We start from the raw sequence: 12,523 nt of genomic DNA, 5'->3' as shown, positions 1-12,523 counted from the left end.
GCCATGTTGAGCAGACTCCTGTCACACGACATGCCGCGCAGCCGCTGGCTGGCGCTGATCCTCATCGCCATCGTGCTGGCGCTGGCCTTCACGCCCTTCCTCTTTCCTGGCACGAAGGCCCTGAACGTCGCCGCGAAGATCATCGTCTTCATCGTGCTGGTGGCCAGCTTCGACCTGCTGCTCGGCTACACCGGCATCGTCAGCTTCGCGCACACCATGTTCTTCGGCATCGGCGCCTACGGCGTGGCGATCGCCAGCACGCGCATGGGCGAGGGCTGGGGCGCGCTGGCGGTCGGCACCGGCGCGGCGCTGCTGGTGTCGCTGGGCCTGTCCTTGCTGATCGGCCTGGCCTCCTTGCGCGTGAAGGCGATCTTCTTCGCGATGATCACGCTGGCCGTGGCCTCCGCGTTCCTGACCCTGGCCTCGCAGCTGTCGGATTTCACCGGCGGCGAGGACGGCCTGAACTTCAAGGTGCCCGAGGCGCTGCAGCCCGGCACGCAGTACCTCGAGGCCCCGCTGCTCGGCGCCTCGATCGACGGCCGCTTCCTGACCTACTACCTGCTGTTCTTCGTCGCGCTGGTGCTGGTGCTGGCGATGCTGCGCATCGTCAACTCGCCGTTCGGGCGTGTGCTGCAGGCGATCCGCGAGAACGACTTCCGCGCCGAGGCGATCGGCTACCGCACCGTGGTGTGGCGCACCATCGCCTCGGTGCTGTCGGCGCTGTTCGCCACGCTGGCCGGTTGCCTGCTCGCGCTGTGGCTGCGCTACCAGGGGCCGGACACCTCACTGTCCTTCGAGATCATGCTCGACATCCTGCTCATCGTCGTGATCGGCGGGATGGGCACGGTCTACGGCGCGGTGATCGGCTCGGTGCTGTTCGTCATCGCGCAGAACTACCTGCAGGACCTGCTGCGCCTCGGCGCGGGCGCGCTGGAGGGCGTGCCGCTGCTGGCCGCGCTGGTCTCGCCCGATCGCTGGCTGCTCTGGCTGGGCCTGCTGTTCGTGCTCTCGGTCTATCACTTCCCCACCGGCGTGGTGGGGCGCCTGCGCGCGCTGCGCACCCGAACCACCCGAGGAGACAAGACATGACAAGAAGCAGACACCTCATCGCACCGCTGGCCGCGGCCGCATTCGCCGCGGCTTGCGGCGGCGGCGGCAACGAGGCCACCAACGAAGCCGCTGCCGAAGCCGCGGCGGACACGCGCGCGACGGCGCAGCACGCCGGCAGCAGCAGCGGACGCAGCGATCGCGGCCCGCGCGCCGTGTTCAACCGCCTGCCCGACTTCGTCGTCGCCGGCAGCGTGCGTTCGACGAGCTACGACGGCGCCAGCGACGACCTGCTCACCGCCGGCCTCGGCCGCACCGGCCTGGCCAGCGCGGTGCCGCCGGCCTACGTCGATGCGCTTGCGCCCACGGCGGCCGAACTGCGTCGCGCGGCGATCTACAACAACTACCGCGCCATCGTCGACATGACGGCAGCCGGTGGCTACGGAACGCTCTACGGCCCGAACGTCGCCGCCGACGGCACGGTGACGGCCGGCGAGGGCCGCATCGCCGGCACCGAAGTGCTCGCCTACAGCAAGGGTGCCGATGGCGGCGCCGCGTCGCAGAACGTGGTGCTGATGGTGCAGATCCCCGCGCACTTCAACCCGAAGAAGCCTTGCATCGTGACGGCCACCTCGTCGGGCTCGCGTGGCGTGTACGGCGGCATCAGCACCGGCGAGTGGGGCCTCAAGCGCGGCTGTGCGGTGGCCTACACCGACAAGGGCACCGGCGCGTCGACGCACGACCTCGGCGCCGACACCGTGCCGCTGATCGACGGCACGCGCACCACGGCCACGGCGGCCGGCGCTGCCGCGCAGTTCCGCGCACCGCTGGACGCCGCGCAACTCGCCGCCTTCAACGCCGCGGCGCCCGGCCGTTACGCCTTCAAGCACGCCCACTCGCAGCGCAACCCCGAGAAGGACTGGGGCCGCTTCACGCTGCAGGCGATCGAGTTCGCCTACTGGGCGCTGAACGACCGCTACGGCCTGTCGTTGCCGCACGGCAAGACCCTGCGCACCATCCGCCCGGCCAACACGACGGTGATCGCCTCGTCGATCAGCAACGGCGGCCACGCCGCGCTGGCCGCCGCCGAGCAGGACCGCGAGCGGCTGATCGACGGGGTCGCCGTCTCCGAGCCCTCGGTCGAACTGCCGCCGGACGCCGGTGTCGCCGTCAAGCGCGGCGGTGTCAAGCAGTTCGGCGGCAAGCTGCTGTTCGACTACACCACCCAGGCCAACCTGCTGCAGAGCTGCGCCTCGCTGTCTGCCGCGGTGGCCGACGCGCCGGGCAAGGCCTTCATCGTCGCTGCGTTCGCGGCCAATCGCTGCGCCTCGTTGAAGCTCAAGGGCGTGCTGACGGCGGACACGCTGGCCGCCCAGGCCGACGAGGCGCTCGCACTGCTCGGCGCGTACGGGTGGGAGCCGGAGTCGGCGGTGCTGCATGCCTCGCTGGCCGCCTTCGAGGTGGCGCCGGCGGTGGCGGTGACCTATGCCAACGCGCTGGCCCGTGCCAGCGTGGCCGACCGCCTGTGCGGCTTCAGCTTCGCGGCGGTCAATGCCAACTTCACCGTCGGTGCGCTGGCGCCGGCGGCGCTGGCCGGCATGGCCGCCACCGGCAACGGCGTGCCGCCGTCCTCCGGTGTGCAACTGATCAACGACCGCAGCCCCGGTGCGCCGTTGCGCGACCTGGTCTCGCTGTCGCCGTCGACCTTCGTGCAAGACTTCAACCTCGACGGCGCGCTGTGCCTGCGCGGCCTGCTGACCGGAACCGATGCACAGGCGCTGGCGCTGCAGCAGGGCGTGGCCGAGACGCTGCGCAACGGCAACCTGCAGCGCAAGCCGGCGATCATCGTGCACGGTCGCGCCGACGCGCTGATCCCGGTGAACCACAGTTCGCGGCCCTACACGGCGCTGAACAAGCGTGTCGAGGGCCGGCACAGCAGGCTGTCGTACATCGAGGTGACGAACGCGCAGCACTTCGACACCTTCATCGGCCTGCCGACGCTGCTGGGTGGCTACGACACCCGCTACATCCCGCTGCACGTCTACCTGAACCGCGCGCTCGACGCGATGTGGGACCACCTGCGCCACGGCCAGCCGCTGCCGGAGAGCCAGGTGCTGCGCACCGTGCCGCGCGGCGGCACGCCTGGCGCCGCGCCGGCGATCACCGAGGCCAACGTGCCGCCGATCCCGCGCCGGCCGGCGGCAGGCGATGCAATCCGCATGCATGGCAACACCCTGGTCGTGCCCGACTGAAATACGAGGCGAGATGAGCTTCACGTCGAACTACATCCGTTGCGAGGGCCGCGAGCTCCACTACACCGAGTGGGGCGCGCAGCATGCCGAGACGGTGATCGCCTGGCACGGGCTGGCGCGCACCGGCCGCGACATGGACGACATCGCCGCGCACCTGTCGCAGCGCTACCGCGTGGTCTGTCCCGACACGATCGGGCGCGGGCTCAGCCAGTGGAGCCCGCTGCCCGAGCAGGAGTACTGCCTGGCGTTCTACGTGAAGCTCGCCGCCGCGCTGGTGGACGCACTCGGCATCGAGCGCTTCCACTGGCTCGGCACCTCGATGGGCGGCGCGATCGGCCTGGTGGCGGCCGCCACGACCCTGCACGACCGGATCCGCCGGCTGGTGCTCAACGACAACGGCCCTCAGCTTGCCGATGCGGCGATCCAGCGCATTCGCAGCTATGCAGGCAGCCCGGCCGCCTTCGCGACGGTCAGCGAGCTGGAGCAGTACTTCCGCAGCGTCTACAAGCCCTATGGCTGGTTGAGCGACGCGCAGTGGCGACGCCTGACCGAGACCTCGACGCGCCGCCTGCCCGACGGCCGCGTGACGCCGCACTACGACCCGGCGATGGTGATGCAGTTCACCCACCACGAGAACGACTACCTGCGCTGGGACGAGTGGGACAGGCTCGACATCCCGGTGCTGTGCCTGCGCGGCGAGGACTCCGACCTGCTGCTGCGCGAGACCGCGGAAGCCATGCGCAACCGCGGTCCGCGGGCGGTGGTGGTCGAGATCGCCGGTTGCGGCCACGCGCCGGCGCTGAACACGCCTGAGCAGTTCGCCTTGGTCGAGCGCTTCCTCGCCGGCTGACATCAGTCTCCGGGAGAAGCCTCGGGAGATCACACGAGCGGCCGGCGGTTCGCGGTCCTGAGCTGAAGTTCGACGTCTGCTTTGCGGGTTGAGGTCGGAGCGGCAAAGGCGCGCCCGGGCAGGCTGCGGCGCGTCGCCTCGGCGGTCGGCGCTGCGCACCGACTCCCCTGCGATGCTCGGTCTCATGGCCCCGTCGCCGAACTCACTTCGTTCGCTGCGCTCACTCCGTTCACACAACCGCGACGAGTCAGACAACGAAGCGCGCTGGCGCGCGCGGCCACGAGCCCTGTGCTTCTCGGCGCCTCAGAGGCGCGCCTCCACCTGCCCGGGCGCGCCTTTGCTGAACCGGTGGTGGCATGCCGGGCAGCGCCTGCCGCGATGCGCTCTACGCATGCATGAAAGCAGACGCCCAGGAACTTCAGCCCAGGGCCGCGAACCGCCGCTCGCCCGCTTGACTCCACGACTCCGTGGTCGTGGATCGGCAGATCTTTCCGAGAGCCGGTCCTTCAGCGGACGTGCCGTTCGTGTCAATCGGCCCGGGGCAGGTGGAGCGGACTTCGGCGATGAACCCGATGCGCGCTCAGCGCCGGAACTTGCCGTCCGGGCCGATGATGGACAGGTCGACGAACTCCAGGCCAGTGTGGTCGTTGGCGCTGTAGCTGACCTCCAGCCCGCCGATGTCGACCTTGTTCATCGTCTCCAGCGCCTGCTGGATCTTCGCGCGCGACGGGCTCGGGCCGGCGCGCTTGAGCGCGGCGACCAGCACCTTGGCGGCGGCATAGCCCTCGAGCATCGCCGGCGTCACGCCGTCCAGCCCCTTGGCCACGGCGAAGTCGTTCGCCTCCTTGACGATCGGCGCCGACAGCGAACGTTCGTAGGGGAACACCTGCGTGACGATGACACCGCGCGCGTTCTCCTTCAGCGACTTGACGAAGCCGCCCGAGGCGTTGTTCGAGAAGGTGACGATCTGCGCGCGCGAGCCGGCCTTGCGGATCGCGTCGACACCGTCGGCCACCGTGTTGCCCGAGCCGATGAACAGTACCGCCTGCACGCCCGAACTGGCCACCAGCGGCGCGATCTTCGTGAAGTCCCACTTGGAGCGGTCGAACTTCTCGATGAACACCGGGTTCTTGGCCACCGCCGTGAAGCCCTTCTTGGCGCCTTCGAGCAGGTCGGCGCCGAAGCTGTCGTCGACGTGGATCACGCCGATGCGGTCCATGCCGATCAGGCTGAGGTGCTGCACCGCGCGCTCGGCCTCGCGCTGGTAGGTGGCGCGCACGTTGAACACCCATGGATTGACCGGCGCGTGCAGAACCATCGCGCCGGTCGACGGAGCGATCAGCGGCACCTTGTATTCGGCCAGCAACGGCATGATCGCCTGGGTGTGCGGCGTGCCGCGTGACAGGAACAGCGCTGCCACGTTCTTCTCGGCAATCAGCACCTTGGCATTCTGGGCGGCGAGCTTGGGATCGAACTTGTCGTCCATCGAGATCAGTTCGATCTTCTGGCCGTTCACGCCGCCCTGGGCGTTGGTGGCGTCGATGTACAGCTTGGCGCCGTCGGCCACTTCCTTGACGCCTGCGGCGACCGGGCCGGTGAAGCCGGAGGTCTGGCCGATCAGGATCTGCGCGCCCGCGGACGCCGAGATGCACAGGCCCACGATGGCAGCCAGCCACTGCGCGAGTCGATTCATGGAGGTCTCCTGGAACGGCGCCCCAACGCACCGCAGACCGCGAGTGTGATCCTTCGCCGGTGCCGGGAAAGCCCGGAACTGGCCGTGCTGCGTGCGCTAAATCACGCGGCCCGGCCAAGGAATCCCCGCGCTCTCTAGAATCTCTGCCCTTCGCCCTGGAACCCCATGGACAGCAGCAATCCGATCGACCAGGACAGCGGCCGCGGCACGATCCGCATCCGCGGTGCGCGCCAGCACAACCTGAAGAACCTCGACCTCGACATCCGCACCGGCGAGATGACGGTGGTCACCGGGCCGAGCGGCTCGGGCAAGTCGAGCCTGGTGTTCGACACGCTGTATGCCGAAGGGCAGCGGCGCTACGTCGAGACCTTCAGCGCCTACGCACGCCAGTTCCTCGACCGCATGGACCGCCCGGCGGTCGACCGGGTCGACGGCGTGCCGCCGGCGATCGCGATCGACCAGACGAATCCGGTGCGCAGCTCGCGCTCGACGGTCGGCACGATGACCGAGCTGAACGACCACCTGAAGCTGCTGTTCGCGCGCGCTGCCGAGCTGTTCGACAGGCAGACCGCGCAGCGCGTGCGGCACGACTCGCCGGAGACGATCTACGCCGAGCTGATGGCGCGCACGAAGGAGGGCGATCCGCGCCTGGTGATCACCTTCCCGGTGGAACTGCCGGCCGGCACCCCCTCGGCCGACATCGAACAATGGCTGGCGGCCAGCGGCTTCACGCGCGTTCAGGCGCAGCGCGAGGTGGCCTCGCCGACGGGCCCGCGCACGCTGCTCGATGTGGTCGCCGACCGCTTCCGTTTGCAGGGCACGGAGAAGGTCCGCGCCATCGAAGCGATCGAGATGGCGCTCAAGCGCGGCAGCGGACGGCTCAACGTCTACGCGATGAAGGAAGAAGGCGAGCCCGACCTCTGGCGGTTCTCCACCGGCCTGCACTGCCCCGACAGCGACATCCGCTACGCCGACCCGCAGCCGGCGCTGTTCAGCTTCAACTCCGCCTACGGCGCCTGCGACACCTGCCGCGGCTTCGGCCGCGTGATCGGCGTGGACTACGGCCTGGTCATCCCCGACCACCGCAAGACGCTGCGCTCCGGTGCGATCAAGCCGATGCAGACGCCGGCCTGGAAGGAGTGCCAGGACGACCTGCTCAAGTACGGCGGCGAGGCCGGCATCCCGCGCGACACGCCCTGGTCTGCGCTCACCGAGGCGCAGCGCGACTGGGTGATCAACGGCTCGCCGAACTGGAAGGGCAACTGGAACAAGCAGTGGTACGGCGTCAAGCGCTTCTTCGAATACCTCGAATCGAAGGCCTACAAGATGCACATCCGCGTGCTCTTGTCGAAGTACCGCAGCTACACGCCCTGCCACGTGTGCGGCGGCGCGCGGCTGAAGACCGAGGCGCTGCTGTGGCGCCTGGGCGGCAAGGACGACGCCGATGCGGTGCTGGCACCTGACAAGCGCTTCCTGCCGCAGGGCGTGCAATGGTCGCACGCGCAACTCGAGGCGCTGCCCGGCCTGACGGTGCACGACCTGATGCTGATCCCGATTGAGCGGCTGCACCGCTTCTTCGACCGCATCTCGCTGCCGTCGAGCCTGCTCGACGAGGCGCTGAAGCTGCTGCTCGACGAGATCCGCACGCGGCTGAAGTACCTGTGCGACGTCGGCATCGGCTACCTGACGCTGGACCGGCAGAGCCGCACGCTGTCCGGCGGCGAGGTGCAGCGCATCAACCTGACCACGGCGCTCGGCACATCCCTCGTCAACACCATGTTCGTGCTCGACGAGCCGAGCATCGGCCTGCACCCGCGCGACATGAACCGCATCGTCGAGGCGATGCACCGGCTGCGCGACGCCGGCAACACGCTGGTGGTCGTCGAGCACGACCCGGCGGTGATGCTCGCCGCCGATCGCCTGATCGACATGGGCCCGGGACCGGGCGAGCGCGGCGGCACGATCGTGTTCGACGGCACGCCGGAGGCGATACGCGCGGCCGACACGCTGACCGGCGCCTACCTCGGCGGCCGCAAGCACGTCAGCATGGGCATCAAGCGGCTGATGTCGCCGTCCACGCCCAAGCTGATCGTCGAGGGCGCGCGCGAGCACAACCTGAAGGACGTGACGGTCGAGTTCCCGCTGCAGCACCTGGTGTGTGTCACCGGCGTGTCGGGTTCGGGCAAGAGCACGCTGATGCAGGACGTGCTGTTCCCGGCCCTGCAGCGCCATTTCGGCAAGGCCACCGAAACCCCCGGCGAGCACGACCGCCTGCTCGGCGCCGAGTGGCTGGCCGACGCGGTGTTCGTCGACCAGTCGCCGATCGGCAAGACGGCGCGCTCGAATCCGGCCAGCTACGTTGGCGCCTTCGACGAGATCCGCAAACTGTTCGCGCAGGCGCCGCTGGCGCTGCAGCGCGGCTACGGCCCCGGCATGTTCAGCTTCAACGCCGGCGACGGCCGCTGCCCGACCTGCGGCGGCTCGGGCTTCGAGCATGTGGAGATGCAGTTCCTCAGCGATGTCTATCTGCGTTGCCAGGACTGCGACGGCCGCCGCTACCGCACCGAGATCCTCGACGTGAAGATCGACCGCCGCCTGCCCGGCGACGTGATCCGCGACCTGTCGGTGGCCGACGTGCTGGAGCTCACCGTCAGCGAGGCGGTGCAGTTGTTCCGCGACGACCGCGAGGTGCTGCGTGTGCTGCAGCCGATCGTCGACGTGGGCCTCGAGTACGTGAAGCTCGGCCAGCCGGTGCCGACGCTCTCCGGCGGCGAGGCGCAGCGCCTGAAGCTGGCGGGCTTCCTTGCCGAGGCGCAGGGCGGCCCGTCGCAGGCGCTGGCCCGCAAGGGCACGCTGTACCTGTTCGACGAGCCGACCACCGGCCTGCACTTCGACGACATCGCCAAGCTGATGCGCGCCTTCCGCAAGCTGCTCGACGCGGGGCATTCGATCGTCGTCATCGAGCACAACCTCGACGTGATCCGCGCCAGCGACTGGCTGATCGACCTCGGGCCCGAGGGCGGCGATGCTGGCGGCCTGGTCGTGTGCACCGGCACGCCGGAAGAGGTGAAGCGGCACCCCACGTCGTTCACCGGCAAGGCGCTGGCCGACTACGAGCGGGCCATCGGCATCGGCGTGCCGGTGGCCGAGGAAGGGCTGCCGCTGCAGAGCCTGCTGAAGCGCTCGCGCGACGAACGCCGCATGTCCGAGGAAGTGATCCGCATCGTCAACGCGCGCGAGCACAACCTCAAGTCGCTCGATGTCGACATCCCGCGCGGCAAGTTCAGCGTCATCACCGGCGTGTCGGGCTCGGGCAAGAGCACGCTGGCCTTCGACATCCTCTTCAATGAAGGGCAGCGGCGCTATCTCGAATCCTTGAATGCCTATGCGCGCAGCATCGTGCAGCCGGCGGGGCGGCCGGAGGTGGATGCGGTGTATGGCATTCCGCCGACGGTGGCGATCGAGCAACGCCTCTCGCGCGGCGGCCGCAAGAGCACGGTGGCGACGACCACCGAGGTCTGGCACTTCCTGCGCCTGCTCTACGTGAAGCTGGGCCTGCAGCACTGCACGAAAGATGGCGCGCCGGTCAAGCCGCAGAGTGCCGAGAGCATTGCCGCGCAACTGCTGCGCGACCACAAGGGCCAGCACGTCGGCCTGATGGCGCCGCTGGTAGTGAACCGCAAGGGCGTCTATACCGACCTCGCCAAGTGGGCCAAGGCGCGCGGCCACACGCACCTGCGCGTCGACGGCGAGTTCCTCGAGGTCGACCCCTGGCCGCGGCTGGACCGCTTCAAGGAGCACACGCTGGAGCTGCCGGTCGGCGACCTGGTCGTCTCGGCGGACAACGAGGCCGAGCTGCGCAGCCTGCTGGCCAAGGCGCTGGAGGTCGGCAAGGGCGTGATGCACCTGCTCGCGCCGCTGGACGGGCTGAAGGGTGCGATGCTCGCCGGCATGCCGACGGCGCACATCGGCACGCTGAAGGTGTTCTCGACCAAGCGCGCCTGCCCGGTCTGTGGCACCAGCTACCCCGAGCTGGACCCGCGCATGTTCAGCTACAACAGCAAGCACGGCTGGTGCACCACCTGCGTGGGCACCGGCCTGGCGCTGACGCGCGAGCAGCGCAAGGCCTACGACGACAGCAAGCGCGACGACGACGACAAGGGCCGCGAGCAGAGCTTTCCGTCCGAGGAGCCCGAGGTCGAGGGGGTGATCGACGCGCCCTGCCCGGACTGCCATGGCACGCGGCTGAACGCCGCCTCGCGCGGCGTCACCTTCGAGAACGAGGCGATCACCGCGCTGGCGCAGATGAGCGTGTCGGACTGCCGGATGTGGATCGAATCGCTGAAGCTGGTCGGTCGTGACGCCGATATCGCGCGTGACGTGATCACCGAGATCACCAGCCGACTCGAGTTCCTCGAGGAGGTCGGCCTCGGCTACCTGACGCTGGACCGCGCCGCGCCCACGCTCTCCGGCGGCGAGGCGCAGCGCATCCGCCTGGCGGCGCAGCTCGGCAGCAACCTGCAGGGTGTCTGCTACGTGCTCGACGAGCCCACCATCGGCCTGCACCCGCGCGACAACCAGATCCTGCTCGACGCGCTGCACAAGCTGGGCGACAAGGGCAACACGCTGGTGGTGGTGGAGCACGACGAGGACACCATCCGCCGCGCCGACCACATCATCGACATCGGCCCCGGCGCCGGCAAGCGTGGCGGCCGGCTGGTCGCCGAGGGCGGCACGGCGGCGCTGGCCGCGCATGCCGATTCGGTGACCGGGCGCTTTCTCGCCCACCCGATGCGCCACCCGCTGAACCCGCGGCGCGCGGTGGCCAAGGGCGGTGAGCAACTGGTGCTGCGCGGCGCATCGCTGCACAACCTGAAGAATCTCGACGTGCCGGTGCCCTTGAAGCGCCTGGTCGCGGTGACCGGCGTCAGCGGCTCGGGCAAGTCCACGCTGGCGCGCGACGTGCTGCTGGCCAACCTGCAATTCGTCAACGTGCGCGGCTCGAAGCCGAACTGGCAGGGGTGCAGCAGCATCGAGGGCTGGCAACAGATCGACCGTGTGCTCGAGGTCGACCAGACGCCGATCGGCAAGACGCCGCGTTCCTGCCCGGCCACCTACATCGGCTTCTGGGACGTCATCCGCCGCCTGTTCGCCGACACGCTGGAGGCCAAGGCGCGCGGCTACGCGCCGGCGCGCTTCAGCTTCAACACCGGCGACGGCCGCTGCCCGGCCTGCGAAGGGCAGGGCCTGCGCACCATCGAGATGAGCTTCCTGCCCGACGTGAAGGTGCCCTGCGACGTCTGCCACGGCCAGCGCTTCAACGCCGAGACGCTCGCCGTCACCTGGCGCGGCAGGAACATCGGCGAGGTGCTGACGATGGAGATCGACGAGGCGGTCGAGTTCTTCGCCTCGATGCCGGCGATCGCCCACCCGCTGCAACTGCTCAAGGACGTCGGCCTGGGTTACCTGACGCTCGGCCAGCCCTCACCGACGCTCTCCGGCGGCGAGGCGCAGCGCATCAAGCTGGTGACCGAGTTGACCAAGGTGCGCGACGACGTGACCCGGCGCGGCAACAAGGCGCCGCACACGCTCTACGTGCTCGACGAACCGACGGTGGGCCTGCACATGGCCGACGTGGAGAAGCTGATCCGCGTGCTGCACCGGCTGGTGGATGGCGGCCACAGCGTGGTGGTGATCGAGCACGATCTCGACGTGATCGCGGAAGCTGACTGGATCATCGACCTCGGTCCCGAAGGCGGTGGCCGCGGCGGCAGCATCGTCGCCACCTGCCCGCCGGAAGCGCTGGTGGCTCTGAAGGCCAGCCACACCGGCGCGGCGCTGAAGCCGGTGCTCAGCCCCGGCGCCGGCGGCTGAGGCCGGCGACGGCGGCGCCCAGCGCCGCCAGCCAGCCCAGGCCGAGTGCGCCGCCGCCGTCGTCGCTGCCGCCGGCAGGCGGAGGGGGCGGCGTCGTGCCGCTGGCCACGCCGTTGAGCGCCACGCTGCGCGTGAAGGTCGTGCTCGACGCGCCCTGGCGCAGCGTGAAGTCCAGCGACGCCGTGTGACCGGCCGTGTCGGGCGACGAAAAGCCGAGGCTGACGCGGCAGCTTGCGCCGGCTGCCAGGGTCTGCGTGTCGCAGGTGTCCGAACTGCGCGTGAAGCGCGCGGCGCCGCTGCCGCTGATCGCCACCGAGACCACGGTCAAGGTCTCGTCGACGGCCACCGCGTGGCGCAGGTCGACGTTCTGCGCTGCGCTCGGCGTGTTCACCGCGCTCGCGCTGAAGTCGAGCGCGGTGGCGCTGGTGCGCGGCGTGTCGGCGATGTAGGCGGACAGGTCGCGTACCTGCTGCAGCGTGAGCACGTTGTTGAACTGCGCCATGGCATCGACGCCGCCGGTGATCGCAACGACCAGTGCCCCGAACGCGTCGTCGAAGGCGAGGGCGGCAAGCGGGTCGTTGTTGCCGCTGAGCATCGCGCGGCGCGACTGCACGCTGTGGCAGCCCGAGCAGTTGGCCGAGAAGGTCCGGCCGGTCTCGGCCATCGTGTTGTCGAACAGTGCCCGGCCGGCGACCGGATCGTCGGCCGTCTGCGCGGCGGCCGGAAGTGTCAGCAGGGCGGCGAGGGCGATGGCAGCGGTGCGCAGGCGGTACGGCATGGGGCGAGGCAGGGTGGCAATGCCGGCGA

General features: G+C 69.8%; 6 protein-coding genes. 4 read left to right on the top strand and 2 right to left on the bottom strand.

The window, feature by feature from the left end:
* Positions 1 to 3 precede the first annotated feature (3 nt).
* The 3 genes from AAG801_RS13640 to AAG801_RS13630 are packed head-to-tail and all read left to right on the top strand — an operon-like array spanning position 4 to position 4,149.
* Positions 4 to 1,089, top strand: a complete 1,086-nt coding sequence (locus tag AAG801_RS13640; protein WP_341888859.1) for a branched-chain amino acid ABC transporter permease — start codon at positions 4 to 6, stop codon at positions 1,087 to 1,089.
* Positions 1,086 to 3,299, top strand: coding sequence for a D-(-)-3-hydroxybutyrate oligomer hydrolase (locus AAG801_RS13635; RefSeq protein ID WP_341888858.1), 2,214 nt, complete (start codon positions 1,086 to 1,088; stop codon positions 3,297 to 3,299). The genes AAG801_RS13640 and AAG801_RS13635 overlap by 4 nt, the downstream gene beginning before the upstream one ends.
* A gap of 13 nt (positions 3,300 to 3,312) precedes the next feature.
* A complete protein-coding gene (locus AAG801_RS13630; RefSeq protein ID WP_341888857.1) occupies positions 3,313 to 4,149 on the top strand; it encodes an alpha/beta hydrolase in 837 nt (278 codons plus the stop codon).
* 580 nt (positions 4,150 to 4,729) lie between these two features.
* Here the strand turns inward: AAG801_RS13630 and AAG801_RS13625 are convergent.
* Positions 4,730 to 5,842 (bottom strand): ABC transporter substrate-binding protein, encoded by a 1,113-nt coding sequence (locus tag AAG801_RS13625; RefSeq protein WP_341888856.1) that lies wholly within the window; start codon positions 5,840 to 5,842, stop codon positions 4,730 to 4,732.
* Positions 5,843 to 6,007: 165 nt separating this feature from the next.
* Between AAG801_RS13625 and uvrA the strand changes: the two genes are divergently transcribed.
* Positions 6,008 to 11,716, top strand: coding sequence for an excinuclease ABC subunit UvrA (gene uvrA / locus AAG801_RS13620; protein WP_341888855.1), 5,709 nt, complete (start codon positions 6,008 to 6,010; stop codon positions 11,714 to 11,716).
* On the opposite strand, the gene AAG801_RS13615 is transcribed toward uvrA, so the two are convergent.
* Positions 11,694 to 12,494: a cytochrome c gene (locus AAG801_RS13615; RefSeq protein ID WP_341888854.1), complete on the bottom strand. Its 801-nt coding sequence runs from the start codon at positions 12,492 to 12,494 to the stop codon at positions 11,694 to 11,696. The two genes, uvrA and AAG801_RS13615, sit on opposite strands and share 23 nt — an antisense overlap.
* Between the last annotated feature and the right edge of the window lie 29 nt (positions 12,495 to 12,523).

Source organism: Variovorax sp. YR752 (genome assembly GCF_943372545.1).
Note: the sequence above shows the minus strand (reverse complement) of the source record. Positions and strands in the feature narration are given on the sequence as shown.

Excerpts from the sequence above, each read along its gene's own strand:
- AAG801_RS13615 (WP_341888854.1), bottom strand. The coding sequence starts at position 12,494 with ATGCCGTACCGCCTGCGCACCGCTGCCATCGCCCTCGCCGCCCTGCTG.
- AAG801_RS13635 (WP_341888858.1), top strand. The coding sequence starts at position 1,086 with ATGACAAGAAGCAGACACCTCATCGCACCGCTGGCCGCGGCCGCATTC.
- AAG801_RS13640 (WP_341888859.1), top strand. The coding sequence starts at position 4 with ATGTTGAGCAGACTCCTGTCACACGACATGCCGCGCAGCCGCTGGCTG.
- AAG801_RS13630 (WP_341888857.1), top strand. The coding sequence starts at position 3,313 with ATGAGCTTCACGTCGAACTACATCCGTTGCGAGGGCCGCGAGCTCCAC.
- AAG801_RS13625 (WP_341888856.1), bottom strand. The coding sequence starts at position 5,842 with ATGAATCGACTCGCGCAGTGGCTGGCTGCCATCGTGGGCCTGTGCATC.
- uvrA (WP_341888855.1), top strand. The coding sequence starts at position 6,008 with ATGGACAGCAGCAATCCGATCGACCAGGACAGCGGCCGCGGCACGATC.